Genomic DNA, 20,702 nt, shown 5'->3' with positions numbered 1-20,702 from the left:
AGGGCTTACCAAAGCGCTCTAGCTTTGCGCAGCCCCTATTCTGTCTTATGTTCCCACGTCATCTGCTCGCATTGCTGCTCCTGCTGGGGGCCCTACCCCCCTTGCGCGGCCTAGCCGCACCGCCGGCCGGCCGCGAGCACCTGCTGCTGGATTCCGGCTGGCGCTTTGCCTTCGGTCATCCGTTTGACCCCAGGCTGGACTTTGGCAATGGGGTAGGCTACTTCTCTTACCTGGCCAAAACCGGCTACGGCGACGGGGCCGCCGCCGCCAATTTTGACGACCGGGCGTGGCGGCAGCTCGACCTACCCCACGACTGGGCCGTGGAGCAGCCGTTCAGCGAAAAAGCCAGCTTCAGCCACGGCTTCAAGGCCATTGGGCGGCCGTTTCCGAACGCTAGCGTTGGGTGGTACCGCAAGTCATTCACGGTGCCAGCCAGCGACCTGGGGCGGCGCATCAGCCTCGATTTTGACGGGGTGTTCCGCAACTCCATCGTGTGGGTGAATGGGCACTACCTGGGCACCGAACCCAGTGGCTACCAGGGTTTTCAGTACGATATTTCCGATTACCTGAACTATGACGGCCGGCCCAACGTGATTGCCGTGCGCGTGGACGCTACGCTGGAGGAAGGCTGGTTTTATGAGGGCGCGGGCATCTACCGCCACGTGTGGCTGACCAAAACCGCGCCCGTGCGCGTGGCCCCCAACGGCACGTTTGTGACGACGCAGCTGGCCGGCAGCACGGCCACGCTCACGGCCCAGGCCACACTGACCAACGGCAGCCCTACCCCCCAAAACGCGGAGGTAGTGCAGGAAGTGGTGGACGCCGCGGGCCAAACCGTGGCCACGGCCCAGGCCGCGGCTGGACAGCTGGCCGGGGCCGGGCAGCGCGATTTTACCGTGCAAATTCCGGTGGCTAATGCGCACTTATGGTCCTTGGAATCGCCCTACCTCTACACGCTGGTAACGCGGGTGCGGCAGGGCGGCCAGGTAGTGGACGAGTACCGCACGCACTTCGGCGTGCGCACCATTCGCTTCGATGCCAACGAGGGCTTTTTCCTCAATGGGAAGCACGTAAAAATCACGGGCACCAACAACCACCAGGACCACGCGGGGGTAGGCACGGCCATGCCCGATGCGCTGCAAGACTGGCGCATCGCGCAGCTTAAAGCGTTTGGCTGCAACGCTTACCGCACCTCGCACAACCCGCCCACGCCGGAGCTGCTCGACGCCTGCGACCGGCTGGGCATGCTCGTCATTGACGAAAACCGGCTGATGGGCATCACGCAGAATAACCTGGGCGACCTGCGCCGGATGATAGTGCGCGACCGCAACCACCCGAGCATTATCAGCTGGTCGATTGGCAATGAGGAATGGGCCATCGAGAGCAATGTGGTAGGCGCACGCATTGGGGCTACTATGCAGGCATTTGCCAAAACCGTGGACTCGACGCGGGCCATTACGGTGGCCGTGAGCGGCGGCTGGGGCCAGGGCACGTCTACGGCTATCGACGTGATGGGCTTCAATTACATCGGCCAGGGCAACACCGACGCCTACCACGCCAAATTTCCGAATAAGCCCAGCTGGGGCACCGAGGAGGGCTCGACCCACGCCACGCGCGGCATCTACTTCACTGACAACGACAAGCACTACAGCGCGGCCTACGATCAGAAGCCCAGCCCCACATTTTACAGCATCGAGGGCGGCTGGCAGTACTACGCGGCGCGGCCCTACCTGGCGGGCATGTACATCTGGACGGGCTTTGACTACCGGGGCGAGCCCACGCCGTTCGGCTGGCCGTCCATCACCTCGTATTTCGGGATGATGGACTTGTGCGGCTTCCCGAAGGACAACGTGTGGTACCTGAAAGCCTGGTGGACCGACCAGACCGTGCTGCACCTGCTACCCCACTGGAACTGGCCCGGCCGCGAGGGCCAGCCCATCGCTGTGTGGGCCTACAGCAACTGCGACGAGGTGGAGCTGTTCCTCAACAAAAAGAGCCAGGGCAGGAAGCCGATGGTCAAGAACTCGCACCTCGAATGGCAGGTGCCCTACGCGCCCGGCACCCTCGAAGCCGTGGGCTACCGCAACGGCCGGCGCATTGCCACCGACGTGGTGCGCACCACCGCCGAGGCGGCGGCCATTCAGCTGCTGCCCAACAAGCCCGCGCTGCAAGCCACCCGCGAGGACCTGGCCGTCGTCACGGTGCGGCTCACCGATAAGAACAACCGCCCGGTGCCTACCGCTAACCAGGAAATTACCTTTAGCCTGAGTGGCCCCGGCCGCATCATCGGCGTCGGTAATGGCGACCCGACCTCGCTCGAACCCGACCGCTACCTGGAAACAATAAGCGCCCTACCCCTCGAAAACCTGAAGGAGCGCGCCGCCGACGGCATGACCAGCGGCCCCGAAACCACGACCGACTTTGACGATGCCGGCTGGGGCCCCGCCTTCACGGCGCGCCAGCTCGATGCCACGCAGCTGGCGCCCACCGCCAAATACTACGTCACGCGGGGCAGCTTCGAGCTGCCGCCCAGCCTGGCCGGCGCCACGGTTACGCTGTTCTACCAGCCTATCGGGCGCGAGCAGACCATCTACGTGAACGGCCGCGCCATTGCCCAGAATATGACGGCCGAGCAAGCTGTCAAAAAAGGCTTTACGCTGGACGCGGCCCTGCTGAAGCCCGGCAAAAACAGCATCGTGTTCGTGGCCACGCCGCTGGTCAAGAACAAACCCTGGGACGTGCTCAATACTCTGCCCGGCACTATTCAGGTGCGTACGCCCGCCCCAGCCTGGCGGCGCAAAACCTTCAATGGCCTGGCCCAGGTGCTGGTGCAATCGACCCAGGCAGCGGGCGACATCACGCTCACGGCCACCGCGCCCGGCCTGAAAACCAGCGTGTTGAAAATCAAGTCCGTTGCCGCCGCGCCACGTCCGGCTCTTTAGCGGGGGGTAGGGCTTCGAGGATATCAATGGCCGGCAGGATTTTCTACGCTTGCTGGTACGGCAGGTTTTGCTCGCTACAGATGAAGCCTGTCATGCTAAGTCGGCGCAGCATGACAGGATTTTATGCGTCGCTCCTCTCTACTCCTTCGTCACCTTGAACGACTGCGTAAAGTCGGCGCCCGTTAGCCTTACCACGTAAATTCCGCTATCCAGCCCCGAGGTGTCCAGCGTGTTCTGCGCGCCCGTGTTGCCGTAGCTGCGCGTGAGCACGGTGCGGCCGGTGGCATCTACCACGCTCAGGACGTGGGCCTTGGTGGAGGGGGGTAGGGAATACGTAAGGCTGCCGACTACGGGGTTGGGGTAGGCAAAGGCGGGCTTATCGGCACCGGGCCGGCTAGCCAGCGGGGTACCGGGCGCGTAGATATTGCCCACCACCACGTAGCCAAACGACTCGGCGGCCGTGATAGCCACGCTGGTGCAGGTCATGGGTTGGGCGCCGCTTTCGCTGGAGATATAGCGGCCGTTGGAGCCGCGCAGCGCAACGCTTTTGTCGGGATTCGCTATCCACTCAAACGTTTCGGTATCCGAGATGGCCAAGCGGTTGCAGGTGATGGGCTGGGTACCGTTTTCGCTCGACACATAGCTGCCCAGCGACCGCAGCGCCACCCTGCCGTTGCCCGCGTCGAGCACCGCAAACTGCTCCCAGGCCCCTGCTGCCGTCCGGTTGCAGTTCATGGGTTGAAGGCCCTTTTCAGACGACACGTACAGCCCATTATTTCCTTTCAGGGTGATGATGCTGGCCAGGGGTGGCGGCGGGGGCGGCGTGCCGGTGGGGTTGGGGGCCACAGCGTTGATAGTTGCCTCGTTGGGAATGCAGTTGGCAAATTTGATATTTTCGAGCACTGCCGACAGGTTACTGGGCGGGTTGTCCACCATATAGGGCGGCGTAATGTGCATAAACGCCGCGTTGGAGCCATTCTCAAAGCGCTTGAACGTCCAGTGGCACCAGCCGATGCCCACCGAGTTGAGGTTGCGGGCGGCCTCGCTCATCCAGGTGGGCGAGTTTTCCCCGGTTTCGCCCACCCACACCGGCGCGTCATTATCGGCACGAAAGCGCGTTAGATTTCCAATGAGGCTAAGCTGGTTAGCACTGCCGCCGGAGGCGTTCACGTCGTTGGAGAGGGGGTAGGCCGGCGCGTCGTAGCGGTGCGAGTTGAATACCAGGTTGGCCTGGTTGGTGAAGGTGCGCTTCTCCATGTAGTCGTAGTTGTTGCCATAGCCATTGCCTTCCAGCAGAATAAGGTGGTTGTCGCCGGTGGCGCGCACCGTATTGATGAGCCGCTCCAGCACGTTGTGAATGACCTGGTTGGCACCAGGGTTACCGCCGGGCACGTTGTTGGGCTCGTTGATGAGGTCGTACATGGCCACGCGCGGGTCGTTTTTGTAGCGCGTGGCCAGCATGGCCCACAGGCGATTGGCAATATCCTGGTTGATAGAATTATTCCAGAAGTCATTGGGCTGCAGCGCGTCCGAAATGTTGGTGTCGGTGCCCTGAGCGCCGGGCGCGGCGTGCAGGTCGAGCACCACGTACAGGTTGTTGGCCCCGCACCAGTCCAGGGTTTTATCAATCAGCCGGATGGCCTCCAGGCTGGCCGGGTCGGTGAAGAGCTGATTGGTGTTATACCAGTCGGTGAGCGAGTTCACGTAGCTGCTGTACGGCACCGTGCCCCGAATGACATTGTTACGCACCGCTCGCTGGCTAGCGGTCAAAAACAGCTCGTAGTGCATCGGCAGCCGGATGCAGTTGAAGCCCTTGGCGGCGATGTAGTTGATGTCGGCCCGCGTAATGAAGTTGTCGCGCCACTGCTGGTAAAAGCTCTCGACCTGGGCATCGCTCTGGCCAGCGTTGTAAAGCAGTTTTTTTATCGAGCCCTGCGTGCCCCCAAAACCGGGCTTCATTATGTAGCCCTCTTGTAGCATCCAGCCGCCCAGGTTCATCCCTTTCAGAATAACCTCCTGGCCGCTGGCATTCACCATTTTGGGCCCGCTGGCCCGTAGCATACTTTGCGCGGCGGCCGGCAGCCAGCTCTGGCCACCAAAAACCAGCGCCAGTAAGAAAAAAAGGACGCGGCGCAGCCGCGCCCGATTAGGAAAGAGTAGCGTAGTCTGAACCATACAGGGTGGGAAAAGAAAGAGATAATTTGAACAATATCGGCAGCAATTGATAAGAAAGCAGCAGCTTACGAGGTATGTCCCTAGCGTAAAAGCAAAGGCAGCCTCACGAGGAGGCTGCCTTTTATAACTACTGGCTCCCGGCTACTCTTTCGTCATCTTAAACGACTGCGTGAAGTCGGCGTCCATTAGCCTTACCACGTAAATCCCGCTACCCAGCCCCGAGGTATCCAGCGTGTTCTGCGCGCCCGTGTTGCCGTAGCTGCGCGTGAGCACAGTGCGGCCGGTGGCATCTGCCACGCTCAGGACGTGGAACTTAGTGGAGGGGGTAGGGAATACGTGAGGCTGCCGACCATTGGGGTTGGGACAGGCACTCGTTACTTGGCTGGCGCCGGTGGCCGTAGTCAGCGGGCCGGCGTACACCAAGCCGTAGTTGAATGCCTCCTAGGTGGCGACGGCGGCGCGGGCACAATTCATCGTCTGCTGGCCGTTTTCGCTCGATACGTACTGGCCGTTGGAGCCGCGTAGGGAATAGGTGCCATCGGGATTTACTACGATGTCGAAGGTTTCGGTGGCGGTTACGGCGGTGCGGGTGCAGGGCATGGCCTGGGTGCCGTTTTCGCTCGCTACATACTTGCCCAGCATGGGTAGGAAAAAGATGCTGCAAAAGGAGCCGCGAGCCACCATAAGCGCTTGTGGTAACTTTCATATATAACACACCCTCAAACCCTTCAACCTTAGCCCGGTACAAAAACATTTTCACAGCCAGCGGCAGGCTGTGTTGTTCCCCAAGCCCAACTGCACTGCGCCTGTGGCCTAGCCCGGCCGCCGGCCTTTGATGGCCCTGGGAGCCAGCCGCACCCTACCCTTACCCACAGTGGTTACCGGGGCGCTGGGGTCGGTGTAGAAATAGGCTCCGTCTTCCACAATCAGCTGGCCAGCGATGGTCACCTTGGTATGGGCCGCCACTTCCAGCGAAGCGCCTTTTTTGAGTACTAGCTTCGAGGTTGGCCCTATATAAAGCTCCGTCACCGTCCAACCCAGGTCATTGATAACCATTGAATTGCCCGGCCCGAGGATAACACTGGCCGAGTCACGACTGTGAGCAGGGGCGCGGCCAATGTCGAGGCCCGCCACGACCGTATAAGCACAATTGCTGGCCAGCAGTTGAAGGCTGCCCGGCGCACGCACTACTGTGGAGCCCGAAGCGCCGCCGTTGCCCAGCGTTACATTGGTGTGGTGCAGACTGGTGCGGTGCGGACCATCCCGAAACACGTTGGGCCCCGTAAACACGGTCCCTTGCAAATTGTCGTATGAGCCCTGCGTGGGCTGGGCGTAGTCGTAGAGAAAGGTGCAGCGCCGCAGGTGAAAAAAGCTGGCTGTATCGGGGTTGCCGCCGCCATCGTACTTGCTCACGATAGCCCAGATGAGGTAGTTGTACGTACCCACAAAGCGGCAGTCGGTGAAGCTCATGTAGCGGGCCGCCCCATCGGAATGAAAGGCGAACGTGCCATAGGCAGTTTGGCCGTGGTAGGGCTTGTCTTCGAAGGTGCAGCTCACGAAGCGCGTGGCCTCGGCGGCATTGTCGGCCCGGCAGCCGTGCACGAACGCCCCGTAGATGCGGCAGTTGGTGAACAGGAAATAGGGCTGCGTGACCCAGGCCGACCAGTTAGTAGTGCCCCAAATCAGGCTATTATTCACTACAATATTCTGAGTAGTGTGGCTGTTGCCGGGCCGGTCCGACACGAGCGCTTGGCCCGCGTTGTCCACTAAGCGGCAGTTGTCGAAGCGCACATTCTGTACGAAGCCCCCTTCCGGCTCCAGGTCTACCCCCGCGCCGGGATTCGAAAATAGCGCCCTACCCAACGAGGGTATTACCACCCGACCGGTGTGGCTAAAATCGCAGTTGGTAGCCCGTAGGCCATTGACACCCGTCACCGACAGGCCTTGGCGGCCGTTGTAGCGGCAAGTCAGGTTTTCGAGCACGATGTTTTCAGTCAGCGGGTCACCCAGACGCTTGGCCAAGTGGTTGAGCACCTGAATGCCGTCGCGGCCGAAGTGGTGCAGCGCCAGCCCGCGCAACGTAATGCGACGCGACTCACCAACAAAAATACCGTCGTAGTTGAGTTGAATACCCGTATCACCCCAGTGCCCGCCTACGACGGACTTGTCACTGTTACCATTAATTGCTAGGCTGGTTATAGCCACATTCTCGCAATTTTGCAGGGAAAGACATACCCCTACTATGCCAGCGTAGTTGGGGTCGGTGAAGAAGGCAGCTGGTGCTTCGAATGGTTTCTTAGTGCCAGGGTCGAAGGACCCGTAGCGCAGGCCAGAGGCATACCGAATCTCGGTGCTGGCACTGTCGGCGCCCTGGATGGTGAGGTTGCGGCAGCCTACCAGGTGCAGCACATCGCTGCCCTTGCCCGCCGCATCCTGGCGGCCTACCAGGTACACGCCCTTCGGAATGGCGAGCACGGCCGGCGCGGTGCCGGCGGGCGTTTGGGCACGCTTATTAAAAAAATCGGCGGCTTTTTCGAACGCCGCCTGGTCGTTGATGCGGCCGTCGCCCACAGCACCGAAGTCTTTTTTCAGGTCCTTGCGCAGCACCGCCACGTTGGACTGGGCATGGCCTACCCCCCTCAAAAGCAGGAAAAGACTAACTAGCAACAGGCTCCAGGCTGGCAAATGGAAACCTGGATTTTTTTTTCGAAGATGCTTCATACGTAGCTAACCTAACTGGGCTGGGGGCTCGAATAGTACGGCCGGAAGCAAAATTAGCCGCTCCCTACCCGGCCCGGCCGGCGTAAGCTGGGCTGCTGGCGGCTGGCCACGCCGTAACTTTGACCCCCGTCATGCCCGAACGCACCCCTACCCCCAGCGCGTCGGCCGCGAAGTATATCTTCGTCACCGGCGGCGTCACCTCTTCACTAGGTAAAGGAATTATTTCCGCCTCCCTGGCCAAGCTCTTGCAGGCCAGAGGGTTCCGAGTTACAATTCAAAAATTCGACCCGTACATCAACATCGACCCCGGCACGCTCAACCCGTATGAGCACGGGGAATGCTACGTGACCGACGACGGCGCCGAAACCGACCTCGACCTGGGTCACTACGAGCGCTTCCTGAATACGCCGACCTCGCAGGCCAACAATGTGACCACCGGCCGCATCTACGATACGGTCATTCGGCGTGAGCGCGAGGGTGCTTTCCTGGGCAAAACCGTGCAGGTGATACCTCACATCACCGACGAGATAAAGCGCCGGATGCTGCTGCTGGGCCAGAAGGGCGAGTTTGATGTAGTGATAACCGAGATTGGCGGCTGCATTGGCGATATCGAGAGCCTGCCTTTTGTGGAGGCCGTGCGCCAGCTGCGCTGGGAGCTGCCGCCCCACGACTCGCTCGTCATTCACCTCACGCTGCTACCCTACCTGGCGGCGGCCGGCGAGCTCAAGACCAAGCCTACCCAGCACTCGGTGCGCGACCTGCGCGAGGCGGGCTTGCAGCCCGACATCCTGGTGTGCCGCTCCGAGCACCCCATTCCACCCGAGATGCGGCGCAAGATTGCGCTGTTCTGCAACGTCAAAATCAACTCCGTTATCGAGAGCCTCGACGCCGACAGCATCTACTCGGTACCATTGCTCATGCTGAAGGAGGAGCTTGATGCCCGCGTGATTGCCAAGCTGCGCCTCAACGGCGGCCACGCGCCCGACCTGGAGGAGTGGAAGGAATTTTTGGGCCGCCTCAAGAACCCGACCGAGGAAGTGACCATCGCGCTGGTGGGCAAATACGTGGAGCTACCCGATGCCTACAAGTCTATCATTGAGGCATTTATTCACGCGGGCGCTACCAACGAGTGCAAGGTGCGGGTGCGCACTATTCAGAGCGAGTTTTTGACTCCTGAAAACGCCGTGCAGCAGCTCGAAGGCGTGGATGGCGTGCTGGTGGCGCCCGGTTTTGGTGAGCGCGGCTTTGAGGGCAAGGTGGCCGCCGTGCGCTACGTGCGGGAGAATAATATTCCGTTTTTCGGTATTTGCCTGGGCATGCAGGTGGCCGTGGTGGAGTATGCGCGCCACGTGCTGGGCCTACCCCAGGCCAGCTCGACCGAGATGGACCCGCTCACGCCCGACCCGGTTATCGCCCTCATGGCCGACCAGAAGGACATTACCCAGAAGGGCGGCACCATGCGCCTCGGCGCTTACACCTGCGAGCTGAAGCGCGGCTCGCGCGCCGCCAAGGCCTACGGCCGCAATACCATCAGCGAGCGCCACCGCCACCGCTATGAGTTTAATAACGAGTACCTTGCCCGCTTTGAGGAAGCCGGCATGTCGGCTTCGGGCATCAACCCCGCCACGGGCCTGGTGGAGGTGATTGAGCTACCTAAAACGGTGCACCCGTGGTTCGTGGCCGGGCAGTTTCACCCCGAGCTCAAGAGCACCGTGGAAAACCCGCACCCGCTGTTTGTGCGGTTTGTGCGGGCTGCGATTCAGCGCAAGAAGGGACTGTAATGCTGAAGTAAAATCTCCGATAGAACGTCATGCTGAGCTTGTCGAAGCATCTCTACCGCTTTCATCGGGTTACTAACCCTATCGGCGCGGTAGAGATGCTTCGACAAGCTCAGCATGACGTTCTGCTTTATCAGCATGACGTTCTGTTTTAGTAGGCACTAACCCTACCCCGCCCCGCCGTACCTTTGCCCTTCGTATTTTTTTTACTGTAAATGGACCGCAATCAAGCGACTGGCCTATTCTTAATTTCGGCCTTGCTCCTGGTGTACTTGTTTTTCTTCTCGCCCAAAAAGGAGGCGGAGCAAACCAAGACTCAGGCTACTACTACGGCCGCCGCGCCTACCGCGGCAGTCCCTACCCCCGCCCTGGCGCCCGAAGCCCGGCTGGACTCGGCCGCCGGCCCGGTGCGCAGCATCGAGGTGAAAAACCCCGAGCTGACGCTCACCTTCTCGACCCAGGGTGGCCATGTGGCCGCCGTGCGCCTCAACGGCTACAAGACGTTCTTCGGCAAGCCGCTGAATTTGTTTGATGCCCAGAGCGCCCGCTACAACACCAAGCTGCGCACGCTGGATGGCAAAACGGTGGATTTTGGCACGCTGAACTTCCAGGCCGGCGGCCCTACCCCCACTGCCGACGGCGGGCAGCAGCTAACGTTCACAGCGCCTGTGGGCGGCGGCACCGTAACGCAGACCTACACGCTGCCCAAGAGCGGCTTCGAGGTGAAGTACAACCTGAAGCTCAGCGGCGTAGCCGTGGCGCAGGAGCCGCTCACGTTCTCGTTTGTGGATAATGTGCGCCAGACCGAGCAGGACCTCAAGCAGAACCGCAACCACACTACCATCAACCACTACCTGGCCAGCGACGACCCCGGCTCTTTGGCCGAAGCCAGCGAGAAGCCGGAGGAGATGAAAATTACGGCCCCCGTCAAGTGGGCGGCCGATAAGCACGACTTCTTCATTGCGGGCTTTATCGCCGATTCGCAGCCCTTCACCAGCGGCACGTTTAACTCCGACGTGAACCTGAACGACTCGACGTTCATCAAGACGCTGAGCACCACGCTGACCCTGCCCGTGGCCGACGTGACGAGCGCGGCCGGCGGCCAGTACCGCTTCTTTTTCGGGCCCAACCAGTTCAATCTGCTCAAGAGTACCGCGCCCAATTTTGACCGCAACGTGTACCTGGGTTTCGGGCCTTTCCGCTGGGTCAATCGCTTTCTCATCATTCCGGTCTTCAACTTTCTGGAGCAGTACATCAGCAACTACGGGGTTATCATCCTGATACTGGTAGTGCTTATTAAGCTCGTAACGTGGCCGTTGACCTATAAGACCTACGAGAGCCAGGCGCGCATGAAAGTGCTGAAACCCGAGCTCGACGAGATTAAGGCCAAGCACCCCGACGACCAGGTGAAGACCCAGCAGGAGACGATGAAGCTCTACAACCAGTTTGGGGTGTCGCCGCTCAGCGGCTGCGTGCCCACGCTGCTCACGCTGCCGATTCTGTTCGCCATGTTCCAGTTTTTCCCCAACGCGATTGAGCTGCGCCAGCAGCCTTTCCTGTGGGCCACCGACCTGAGCACGTTTGACAGCCCCATTCACTTGCCGTTTACGCTGCCGTACCTGGGCAGCCACATTAGCCTGTTCACGGTGCTGATGACGATTTCGACGCTCTTCATGACCTACCAGAGCAACCAGATGAATACGGCCGCCATGCAAGGCCCCATGAAGTTCTACAGCTACCTCATGCCGCTGGTGTTCTTCTTCGTGTTGAACAGCTTCGCCGCCGGCCTCACCTGGTACTACCTGGTTTCCAACGTCGTAACGCTGGGCCAGCAGGCGCTCACCCGCTCCTTCGTGAACGACACCAAGATTCGGGCGCAGCTCGAAGCCAACAAGGTGAAGAACAAGGACAAGAAGCCCGGCGGCTTCCAGGCGCGCCTGGCCGAGGCCATGAAAACCGCCCAGGAGCGCGACGCTCAGGGCAAGAAGAAGGGATAAGCGCTCGCTTGCCAGAAAAGTGTAGGGTAAGCTTTAGCTTGCCGTAAGATAGTTACCACTTCTTACGGCAAGCTAAAACTTACCCTACACTTTTTTTTATGCGCTCTTATCTCTGGCTATTCGTTTTTGCGCTCGCACTACCCGCCTGCGCCCACAAAAAAATGCCTCAGCAAAGTGCTTCCACCACGGCCCCTACCCCCCCGGCGCAGGTCGGGCCGGTGCTGGTGTTTCAACGCACGCCGTGCTACGGCACTTGCCCGGCCTACACGGCCAGCATCTTTGCCGATGGGCGGGTTGAGTACGAGGGCCAGCGCTTTGTGCCGGTGCTGGGCAAGCACACGCTGCGCCTACCCCCCTCCACGGTGGCCGAGATGCTGGCCGCGGCCCAGCGCATCAATTTCAGCCAGCTAGAGGAGCGCTATTCGCGCAATACCTCCGACTTGCCGGCTACCGTTATTACCGTACACCCGGCCGGGCAGCCCGCTAAATCGGTGTTTGCGGCGGAGGAAATTCCGGCCGGCTTGCAGGGCTACATCACGTACCTCAAGGGGCAGCTCGACCCGCTGGCGGGCATTGGGTTGAAAGAATAACAGCCCTATTGCGGGCCCACCGCTGTCTATACTGGATGGCCGACGGCGTTCATGCGAGTTGCATTTAGGCAAGATAAAAAATAACAACTTCAAGGCCTGGGATACTGAAACAACTTCCCTATATTTGACGCTATTCACTCCTAACACACTGCTTTGCAACTAGGTGAACGCTTTCAATTCGCTTAGATAATCCGTAGCCTGTGAAATGAGCGCTAATTTTTCACGAGTGCCGATTCCATTTCCCACTTTTTTCATTCTCAGCTATGAAAACACTTTTTACGCGCGCCTTGCTGCCGGCAGCAGGCTTTTTACTGGTGGCATCTTCCGCAGTAGGGCAGCCTGCGAGTCCGCCAGCCGTAATTTCCGAAACGGTGCGCCAGGAATGGGTAAATAATTACAGCTCAGGCTACGGCAATGCGCTTAAGGCACTGAAAGTAGCTACTGATGCGGCGGGAAATTCCTACACGCTGGGCCAAGCAAAGTTTGGGAAATACTATTCAAGCTACTTTCTCGTCATTAAATACTCGCCCGCCGGAAAGCAGCTCTGGCAGGTTATCTATAACGCGGGCACTTACAATGGCAGCACGCCAACCGATTTGGCGGTGGATGCGGCGGGCAACGTGTACGTGACGGGCTCGTCCGATTACATTACGTTTTTTGGCAATCAAAACGTTGATTATACGACGGTTAAATACTCGCCGGCCGGCGACCGGGTGTGGGAATCCCGGTACGATGCGCCCCAATCGACTTCCCAGGCCCCGATTTACGATTACGCGAAGGCCGTAGCCGTTGATGCCGAGGGTAACGTGTACGTCACGGGCATTTCCGGCAACGACTACGCCACGGTGAAGTACAACGCGGCCGGACAGCAGGTTTGGGCCAGCCGTCTGGCGGGTGGCAGCGCCGCCGACGTGGCCGTAGACCTGGCCGGCAACGTACTGGTAACGGGCACCCAGGCCGACGACTATGCCACCGTAAAGTACTCGGCCAGTGGGCAGCAGCTCTGGGTGGCTCGTTACAACGGCCCCACAAACGGCCCCGACGAGGCGAAAGTAGTAGCCGTGGATGCGGCCGGCAACGTGGTAGTAACGGGCAGCTCCGCTACCGATTACGCCACGGTAAGCTACGCGCCGGACGGGCAGCAGCAGTGGGCGATGCGCTACAACGGCCCCGGCAACGACTACGATGCCCCGCAGGACATGGCTGTGGATGCGGCCGGCAACGCCTACGTTACCGGCACCTCGGTGGGGGTAGGAACTGGTGCTGACTACGCTACCCTCAAGTATTCGCGCACCGGCCAGTTGCAGTGGGCAGCCCGCTACAACGGGGGTAGCAACAGTGGGGACTATGCCAACGCCATTGCCCTGGACCCGGCCGGCAACGCCTACGTTACCGGCGTGGCCAGTAACGCAATGGTCACTATCAAGTACGGCGCCGATGGCCAACAGCGATGGCTTATTAGCTATAATGACATTGATAAGCAGTATAACGTACCAAGCCCGGCCAGCGGGACCGCCATTGCCCTGGATAAGGCGGGTAATGTATTCGTGACGGGAGATGCGAACAGCACTTACGGACTAACTTCTATTGCCACTTTAAAATACGTTCAAGAGGGCCCTACCCCCCCTGCCAGCTGCAACCCGCTGGCAACGGAGCCCCATACCCAGCCCGACCAGCTCACAACCGCAGCAGGAACCGCTCTTACCTTCAATTCGGCCGTATTGGTAGCCAACGACACGGACCCACTGGGCCGCCAGCTCCAAGTTGCCAGCATCGAAAAGCCCAGCGTGGGCACCGTCACGCGCAACGCGGATGGCACGTTTACCTACGCACCTCCGGCGGGCTTCGTGGGGCAGGTAGACCTTACCTATCTGGTGCAGGGGGCCGAGCCAGTGCTGGCCTCGCGCGCCACGGGGCACTACTATGAATTTGTGGCCGCACCGGGTATTTGCTGGACGGCCGCGAAGACGGCAGCAGCCGGGCGCACCTACCAAGGCATGCAGGGCTACCTGGCCACCATCACCTTTCAGGGTGAGCAGGATTTTCTGACCGGGCGCCAGAGCAGCCAGTTCTGGCTCGGCGCTTCGGATATGGATGTGGAAGGGGAATGGCGCTGGAAAACCGGCCCCGAAGCGGGTCAGCTCATCTGGCAAGGCGATGGCGCTACCGGCCGTGGCCTAGCATATACCAATTGGGTTACTGGCCAGCCCGATGACTACAAAAACCAATACCGCCCTCAAGGCGAAGATTATGGCATGCTCTATGGGCAATCGGGGCAGTGGAATGACCTGGATGAGTGCGGCACCGGCGCTGGCATCGCGGGCTATATTATTGAGTACGGAGGACTGGAAAAGTGCCTCCCTACCCTCTATTCTTTGGGCAAGATTACCCTAACGGTGGGGTCGTCATCATCGGCCCTGACAGCGAAAGTTGCCTCAGCAGCTGCCGGGCAAACGCAGAGTTTACTGGCTTATCCAAACCCAAGCAACGGCCAGTTTCAGGTGCGCGTAGCGGCGCAGGTCGATGGCCCGGCTCAGCTAGAGTTGTTCGATTTGCAAGGCAAAAAAGTGAAATCCTTGTTTGAGGGGCAGCTGGGAGCGGGCGAAGTGCGGGAAATATCGGTTAATAACCAAGGGCTAGCCACGGGCTTGTACCAAATGCGCTTGGTCAATGGCTCTAACGTCCAACTGCTGCGCGTCAGCATTCAGTAGCCATTCTCCACTCGACCCCATGCACCAACTACTGCTTGCGCACTTGCTCCAGCAGCAGCTGGTTCATGGGGTTGGGCGTGAGGCCGCGCACGTTGCGCTGGGTGAGGCGGATTATCTCGTCGTAGTAGAGCGAGATAACCGGCTGGTCGCGCACCACGAGGCGGTCCATGGCCTGGTACAGCGCCGTGCGCCGGGCGGCATCCTGCTCCCGGATAGCCTGCTGGTAGAGCTGGTCGTACTCCGCTGATTTATAATGCGTTTTGTCGGGGCCAGCGGGGCTGAAGTTGGGCGAGTAGAACAGGGCCAGGTAGTTTTCGGCGTCGGGGTAGTCGCCGAGCCAGCTCTTGCTGAAAAACGCGGCGCGGCCGTTGTCTACCAGCTCCTGCTGGGCAGCCGACTGATTGATATCAATCTGGACCTGCACGCCCACGTCGGCCCAGTTTTTCTGTAAATATTCGGCCACGGCCTTGCGCTCGGCCACGGTGCTCAGGCGTAGCCGCAAGGGTCGGGCGAGACCGTAGCCGGCCGCCGCCAGCAGCGCCCGCGCCTTATTTGGCTGAAAGGTATAGCCGGGCACCTTAGCCGCCGAAAAGGAGGGTAGGGCCGCCGGCACGAAGCCCGACGTGCCCGGCCGCCCCACATGGTTGAGCACGTAGGCCAGCATCTCGGCGCGGTTGATGGCATAGCTCAGGGCCTGGCGCACGCGCCGGTCGCGCAAGGCCCGGCCCTGCGCCGCCTGCTCGCCGGTGAGCTTCGCACTATCGAGTTGAAAACCCAGGTATTCGGTATTGAGATAGGGCGCTTTCTGGAGGTTGAAGCGGCCTTTGAAATCAGCCCGCACTGAGCCGTCGGGGTTCAGAATGAGGTCACGCGAGCCTTCGCGGATGCCGCTCAAAAAATCAAGCTTGCCCTGCAAAAAGGTCAGAAACTCGGTCTTGCGGTCGGCGATGAAGCTGATAGCCACCACGTCGAGGTAGGGTAGCTGCCGGCCCTGCGCATCGTGGCGCCAGTAGCTGGGGTTGCGGTGGAAAAGCAGCACGTTGCCCTCATCCCAGACCTTGAACCGGAACGGCCCGGTGCCCACCGGGTGCTCACGAAAGTCCTTGCCGTACTTCTCCACGGCCTCGTGCGGCACCACGTAGGCGTAGGGCATGGTAAGCAGGCTCAAAAAAGGAATAAACGGCGCTTTGAGGTGCATGCGCAGCGTGGAATCATTAGCCGCCACGAAGCACGTGTCGCTGATTTCGCCCTTGCTGTCTTCCAGCACTTTACCCCGGAAAATCCAGCCACCCGGCGAGGCCGTTTTGGCCTCAAACAAGCGCCGGAACGAGTACACGAAGTCACTCGCTACCACGGCCCGGCCCCTACCCCCCGCAAACGCCGCATTGTCGTGGAAGCGTACGCCGCGCCGCAGCCAGAACGTGTAGGTCAGCCCATCGGGCGAAATCTGGTAGCGGCGGGCCAGGGCGGGCGCGGGTTGCAGGGTTGAGTCCAGCTCCAGCAGGCCGTTGTAGAGCTGCGCCACGGCCCAGCCGTTGGCCTGGTTGCGGGCAAAGGCGGGGTCGAGCGAGGTGAGCGCCTCAGGCTGGTTGTAGCGAAATACCCGGCGCTCGTCGGCCGCCGAGGGGCCGGCGCCCGAGCAGGCCGCCAGCAGGGCGGTGCTGGCCACCGCCAGGCAGGAAAACCAACGCATGCGCAATTCAGGTAGAAACATCGGTTCGGGGTGTCGGTTGCAAAGGTAGGGGCCGCGTTGGCCCGTTTTTTTGCTTATTCCTACCCCCCTCTTTTTATGCAGCTTACCTATTTCGGCCATGCTTCGTTCCTGGCCACCATCGGCGGCGTTCGCGTGTTGTTCGACCCGTTCATCAGCCCCAACCCGCTGGCCAAGGCCATCAACGTCGATGCCATTGAGGCCGACTACATCCTGGTTTCGCACGGCCACGGCGACCACATCGCCGATGTGGAAAGCATCGCCAAGCGCACGGGCGCCAAAGTGCTGGCCATTGCCGAGATAGCCGGCTACTTCGGCGCCAAGGGCCTCGACGTGATTGGCACAAACCTGGGCGGCAAAGTGGCCCTGCCCTTTGGCACGGTGCATTGCGTAGCCGCGGCGCACAGCAGCTCGTTTCCCGATGGCTCGTATGCCGGTGTGGCCATGGGCTTCGTTATCAAAACCACTGAAGGCCAAACGTTTTACTTTGCCGGCGACACGGCCCTGACCTACGACCTCAAGCTCATCAAGGACCGCCACAAGGTGGATGTGGCCCTGCTGCCCATCGGCGACAACTACACCATGGGCATCACCGACGCGCTGGTGGCCGCCGACTGGGTAGGCACCACCGAGATTATCGGCATGCACTACGACACCTTCCCGGTTATCGCCATCGACCATGAAGCCGCGCTGGCCGAGGCTAAAGCCGCTGGCAAAAACCTGCGCCTGCTCCGCATCGGCGAGTCGGTGGAGCTATAGGGCCGGCAACAGGCCACTAAAAGAACGTCATGCTGAGCTTGTCGAAGCATCTCTACCGCGTAGCTAACATCAAACGTTAGGTTTACTTACCCGGTAGAGATGCTTCGGCAGGCTCAGCATGACGTTCTTTTAGTTGGCACTAATTCTACCGGCTTCTTGGCTAATCCATTTTTTTTAGCCTTATTTTGTAGATTGAACGATGCCGGTCCCGACTGGCTTTATTCCTTCGCGTAGCGCGTTTTCTAGTTATACAGTTTGTTGTTATGGGCAAAATTATCGCGGTAGCCAACCAGAAGGGTGGCGTCGGCAAAACCACCTCGGCCATTAACCTGGCGGCCTCCCTGGCGGCGCTGGATTACCGGACGCTGCTCGTCGATGCCGACCCGCAGGCGAATGCCACCTCGGGCGTGGGCTTTGACCCCAAAGACATTGAAAACAGCGTGTACGAGTGCATGGTAGATGGCATCGACCCGCAAGATATCATCTTGCAAACCAACATCCTACCCCACCTCGACCTCATGCCCTCGCACATCGACCTGGTGGGTGCCGAGGTAGAGATGATAAACCTGCCCAACCGCGAGGAGAAAATGAAGGAGGCCCTGCGCCCCTTGGTCGACCTCTACGATTTCATCATCATCGACTGCTCGCCCTCGCTGGGCCTCATCACGGTAAACGCCCTCACGGCGGCGCACTCGGTTATCATTCCGGTGCAGTGCGAGTATTTTGCGCTCGAAGGCCTGGGTAAGCTCTTGAATACCATTAAGATAATTCAGAGTCGCCTCAATACCAACCTCGAAATCGAAGGCATCCTACTCACGATGTACGACGTGCGCCTGCGCCTCAGCAACCAAGTGGTGGAGGAAGTGCAGCTGCACTTCCAGCAGCTCGTGTTCGACACCATTATTCCGCGCAACGTGAAGCTGAGCGAGTCGCCGAGCTTCGGCATCCCGGTTATCCTGCACGATGCCGAGAGCAAGGGCGCCGTGAGCTACCTCAACCTGGCCCGCGAAATAGTGGAGAAAAACAGCGTGGAAGCCCGCCCCGAGGAGGCGCCGGAAGACGAGCTGGCGTAGCGCTACCTGATTCTGCTACTGAACGTCATGCTGAGCCTGTCGAAGCATCTCTACCACGCCGCATGGGGGTACTAACCTAAGGGCGCGAGCGAGATGCTTCGACAAGCTCAGCATGACGTTCTTTTTTTACTTTATTTAGCATCAAATTCCCTTTCTCTATGCCGCCCCTACCCCGCCACCCGCTCATCAGTACCGACTCAACTGTACGCTCGGGGCGGCCGTACCTCACGGGCACCCGCATCAGCGTGGCCGATGTGCTGGACTGGCTCAACAGCGGCGTGACGGAAGCGGCGCTGCTGCGCGATTTTCCAGACTTAACGCCGGAAATGATTCATGCCTGCCTGCGCTACTCCTCCGACCGCGGGCATTGGTCCTATTGAAGGGGGGTAGGGCTTGCCCTTCGCCCGCCACGGTGTAATTTTGACATTCGGCCGCCGCTTGCCTTTTGGGCCGCGCCGATGTTAGTATGTCCGTAGAGAAGAACGAAGAGAAAATTCAGGCTGCCCTCAACGCCAACCCTGGCGTGGCCGGCGCGGCCAAGCGTAGAATCGGCGGCCTGGGCCGGGGGCTCAACGCGCTGATTGAGGGGAGCTACGAGCCCAAAGGCGACCGTGAGCAGCGCCTGGTGCCCCACCCCGTCAACTCGGTAGGCCAGATTCCGCTGGGCTACATTGAAGCTAACCCCTACCAGCCACGTACGCACTTCGACCAGGAGGCACTGGCTGAGCTGGCCGACAGCATCAAGATTCAGGGCATTATTCAGCCCGTAACGGTGCGCCAGATGGGCACCAACTCGTTCCAGCTCATCTCGGGCGAGCGCCGCCTACAAGCCAGCAAGCTGGCCGGCCTGGACACCATTCCGGCCTACATCCGCAAGGCCGACGACCAGCAGATGCTGGAAATGGCGCTGATTGAGAACATTCAGCGCGAAAACCTGAACGCGATTGAAATCGCGCTCAGCTACCAACGCCTGCTCAGCGAGTGCCAGCTGCGCCAGGAAGACCTGGGCGAGCGCGTAGGTAAAAACCGCTCGACCGTGACCAACTACTTGCGCCTGCTGAAGCTGCCGCCCAGCATCCAGATTGGCCTACGCGACTCAATTATTGGCATGGGCCACGCCCGCGCCCTCATCAATATTGAGGACGCGCAGCAGCAGGTCGATTTGTACAAGCGCATTGTGGCCGAGGAGCTGTCGGTGCGCCGCGTGGAGGAAATCGTGCGCAGCGGCTTCGGCCAGCCCACGGGGGGTAGCAGCCCCAAGGTGCAGCCTACGCCGGTGGTGCCGGTGGCCGAGCTGCGCCGCACCGAGCGTCAGCTCACCGACCACTTTGGCTCGAAGGTGCAGCTGCGGCCGGGCGCGCAGGGCCGCGGCGAAATCAAGATTTCCTTCGACTCGGTGGAGGATATGCAACGCATTCTGCACATTCTGCAACCTGCATAGGTACCGCACTACTTGGGCGCCGGCTGGCGTTAGCGGCTTGCTTATGAACAACTCTTTGCGTTCCCTACCCCCCCGCCACCGCCTGGGCTGGCTGCTCAGCTTGCTGCTACTGCTGGCCTGCACGCACGTGGCCCAGGCGCAACAGTACCCCACCACTACGCCCAATCCGCTGGGCACAGGCTCGGGCCTGAACGCGCCTACGGTGGTGCGGCCTGACACGGCCACCGTGCGCAAAATGAGCAAAAAAGAGAAGCGTGCCCTGGCCGCCGCCGACTCGGCTAAGCGCACCGAGCGGCTGTTTGGCCTGCACCTCACGCGGCCTGAAAAAGCCGGGTATCTGGCGCTGCTGCCCGGCGCGGGGCAGATTTACAACCACAAGTACTGGAAGCTGCCCATTGTGTATGGGATGCTGGGTACGCTAGGCGTGGTAGAAGTATTTTACCAACAGCATTATAAGGAGTATTCCAAAGCCTACGCAATTACTTCTTTGCAGCCTTCAGTGCTACCCGCAGTGCTGTTGAATACCGACGATTATCCGAATGCGAGCAAGGAAACGTCGGCTACCAATATCCAGACGGGCATCATCTTTTATCGCCGCTACCGCGACCTGTTCGTTTTAGTTGGAGCGCTGGGCTACGGCCTGCAAATTCTGGATGCGGTGGTCGATGCCCACCTCTACGACTTTGACGTGAGCGATAACCTGTCGCTCAACCTACAGCCGACGCTCCTACCCCAGCCGGGGCAGCTGATGCCGGGCACCGGCCTGGCCCTGTCACTCCGGGTCAAATAGGAACCAGAAATTAC

15 protein-coding genes are annotated in these 20,702 nt (G+C 60.3%); 10 read left to right on the top strand and 5 right to left on the bottom strand.

All coding sequences use genetic code 11. The features are described from left to right. Positions 1–47 precede the first annotated feature (47 nt). Positions 48–2,942 carry a beta-galactosidase GalA gene (gene galA, locus E4631_RS02940; RefSeq protein ID WP_133657488.1) on the top strand — a complete coding sequence of 965 codons (2,895 nt, stop codon included), beginning with the start codon at positions 48–50 and terminating at the stop codon, positions 2,940–2,942. Positions 2,943–3,080: 138 nt separating this feature from the next. On the opposite strand, the gene E4631_RS02935 is transcribed toward galA, so the two are convergent. The 4 genes from E4631_RS02935 to E4631_RS02920 all read right to left on the bottom strand — a co-directional run bounded on the left by E4631_RS02935 (position 3,081) and on the right by E4631_RS02920 (position 7,784). Further along, positions 3,081–5,117, bottom strand: coding sequence for a cellulase family glycosylhydrolase (locus E4631_RS02935; protein WP_133657489.1), 2,037 nt, complete (start codon positions 5,115–5,117; stop codon positions 3,081–3,083). Positions 5,118–5,258: 141 nt separating this feature from the next. Then, positions 5,259–5,537 carry a T9SS type A sorting domain-containing protein gene (locus E4631_RS02930; protein WP_166648078.1) on the bottom strand — a complete coding sequence of 93 codons (279 nt, stop codon included), beginning with the start codon at positions 5,535–5,537 and terminating at the stop codon, positions 5,259–5,261. 21 nt (positions 5,538–5,558) lie between these two features. Then, positions 5,559–5,801, bottom strand: a complete 243-nt coding sequence (locus tag E4631_RS02925) for a hypothetical protein (RefSeq protein WP_133657491.1) — start codon at positions 5,799–5,801, stop codon at positions 5,559–5,561. Positions 5,802–5,930: 129 nt separating this feature from the next. Further along, entirely contained in the window at positions 5,931–7,784 is a 1,854-nt protein-coding gene (locus tag E4631_RS02920) for a right-handed parallel beta-helix repeat-containing protein (protein ID WP_166648079.1), read from the bottom strand. Between the two features lie 185 nt (positions 7,785–7,969). Between E4631_RS02920 and E4631_RS02915 the strand changes: the two genes are divergently transcribed. The 4 genes from E4631_RS02915 (at position 7,970) to E4631_RS02900 (ending at position 14,914) form a co-directional block, all read left to right on the top strand. Further along, complete coding sequence (locus tag E4631_RS02915) at positions 7,970–9,619, top strand: CTP synthase (RefSeq protein WP_133657493.1); 1,650 nt, start codon at positions 7,970–7,972, stop codon at positions 9,617–9,619. A gap of 212 nt (positions 9,620–9,831) precedes the next feature. Further along, positions 9,832–11,613, top strand: coding sequence for a membrane protein insertase YidC (gene yidC, locus E4631_RS02910; RefSeq protein ID WP_133657494.1), 1,782 nt, complete (start codon positions 9,832–9,834; stop codon positions 11,611–11,613). 98 nt (positions 11,614–11,711) lie between these two features. Then, positions 11,712–12,203 carry a DUF6438 domain-containing protein gene (locus tag E4631_RS02905; RefSeq protein ID WP_133657495.1) on the top strand — a complete coding sequence of 164 codons (492 nt, stop codon included), beginning with the start codon at positions 11,712–11,714 and terminating at the stop codon, positions 12,201–12,203. Between the two features lie 263 nt (positions 12,204–12,466). Continuing rightward, a complete protein-coding gene (locus E4631_RS02900) occupies positions 12,467–14,914 on the top strand; it encodes an SBBP repeat-containing protein (RefSeq protein WP_133657496.1) in 2,448 nt (815 codons plus the stop codon). 28 nt (positions 14,915–14,942) lie between these two features. On the opposite strand, the gene E4631_RS02895 is transcribed toward E4631_RS02900, so the two are convergent. Next, the gene (locus E4631_RS02895; RefSeq protein WP_240734639.1) at positions 14,943–16,607 is read right to left on the bottom strand and encodes an ABC transporter substrate-binding protein; all 1,665 of its coding nucleotides are present in this window, start codon (positions 16,605–16,607) and stop codon (positions 14,943–14,945) included. A gap of 96 nt (positions 16,608–16,703) precedes the next feature. On the opposite strand from E4631_RS02895, the gene E4631_RS02890 reads away from it, so the two are divergent. The 5 genes from E4631_RS02890 (at position 16,704) to E4631_RS02870 (ending at position 20,688) form a co-directional block, all read left to right on the top strand. Beyond that, positions 16,704–17,384: a metal-dependent hydrolase gene (locus E4631_RS02890; protein ID WP_133657498.1), complete on the top strand. Its 681-nt coding sequence runs from the start codon at positions 16,704–16,706 to the stop codon at positions 17,382–17,384. A 263-nt stretch (positions 17,385–17,647) separates the two neighbouring features. Next, the gene (locus tag E4631_RS02885; RefSeq protein ID WP_133657499.1) at positions 17,648–18,457 is read left to right on the top strand and encodes a ParA family protein; all 810 of its coding nucleotides are present in this window, start codon (positions 17,648–17,650) and stop codon (positions 18,455–18,457) included. Positions 18,458–18,615: 158 nt separating this feature from the next. Continuing rightward, on the top strand, positions 18,616–18,837 hold the full coding sequence (locus tag E4631_RS02880) for a DUF433 domain-containing protein (RefSeq protein WP_133657500.1): 222 nt from the start codon (positions 18,616–18,618) through the stop codon (positions 18,835–18,837). Between the two features lie 86 nt (positions 18,838–18,923). Further along, a complete protein-coding gene (locus E4631_RS02875) occupies positions 18,924–19,898 on the top strand; it encodes a ParB/RepB/Spo0J family partition protein (RefSeq protein ID WP_133657501.1) in 975 nt (324 codons plus the stop codon). A 43-nt stretch (positions 19,899–19,941) separates the two neighbouring features. Further along, positions 19,942–20,688 (top strand): DUF5683 domain-containing protein, encoded by a 747-nt coding sequence (locus E4631_RS02870; RefSeq protein WP_133657502.1) that lies wholly within the window; start codon positions 19,942–19,944, stop codon positions 20,686–20,688. The last annotated feature ends 14 nt before the right edge of the window (positions 20,689–20,702 follow it).

The sequence above is a fragment of the Hymenobacter sp. UV11 genome (assembly GCF_004684095.1).
GTDB lineage: Bacteria > Bacteroidota > Bacteroidia > Cytophagales > Hymenobacteraceae > Hymenobacter.
This window is presented reverse-complemented; position numbering and strand designations above follow the sequence as displayed.

Bases quoted from the DNA above. Each gene is read 5' to 3' on its own strand.
- galA (WP_133657488.1), top strand. From the start codon at position 48: ATGTTCCCACGTCATCTGCTCGCATTGCTGCTCCTGCTGGGGGCCCTA.
- E4631_RS02935 (WP_133657489.1), bottom strand. From the start codon at position 5,117: ATGGTTCAGACTACGCTACTCTTTCCTAATCGGGCGCGGCTGCGCCGC.
- E4631_RS02925 (WP_133657491.1), bottom strand. From the start codon at position 5,801: ATGGTGGCTCGCGGCTCCTTTTGCAGCATCTTTTTCCTACCCATGCTG.
- E4631_RS02915 (WP_133657493.1), top strand. From the start codon at position 7,970: ATGCCCGAACGCACCCCTACCCCCAGCGCGTCGGCCGCGAAGTATATC.
- yidC (WP_133657494.1), top strand. From the start codon at position 9,832: ATGGACCGCAATCAAGCGACTGGCCTATTCTTAATTTCGGCCTTGCTC.
- E4631_RS02905 (WP_133657495.1), top strand. From the start codon at position 11,712: ATGCGCTCTTATCTCTGGCTATTCGTTTTTGCGCTCGCACTACCCGCC.
- E4631_RS02900 (WP_133657496.1), top strand. From the start codon at position 12,467: ATGAAAACACTTTTTACGCGCGCCTTGCTGCCGGCAGCAGGCTTTTTA.
- E4631_RS02895 (WP_240734639.1), bottom strand. From the start codon at position 16,607: ATGCGTTGGTTTTCCTGCCTGGCGGTGGCCAGCACCGCCCTGCTGGCG.
- E4631_RS02890 (WP_133657498.1), top strand. From the start codon at position 16,704: ATGCAGCTTACCTATTTCGGCCATGCTTCGTTCCTGGCCACCATCGGC.
- E4631_RS02885 (WP_133657499.1), top strand. From the start codon at position 17,648: ATGGGCAAAATTATCGCGGTAGCCAACCAGAAGGGTGGCGTCGGCAAA.
- E4631_RS02880 (WP_133657500.1), top strand. From the start codon at position 18,616: ATGCCGCCCCTACCCCGCCACCCGCTCATCAGTACCGACTCAACTGTA.
- E4631_RS02875 (WP_133657501.1), top strand. From the start codon at position 18,924: ATGTCCGTAGAGAAGAACGAAGAGAAAATTCAGGCTGCCCTCAACGCC.
- E4631_RS02870 (WP_133657502.1), top strand. From the start codon at position 19,942: ATGAACAACTCTTTGCGTTCCCTACCCCCCCGCCACCGCCTGGGCTGG.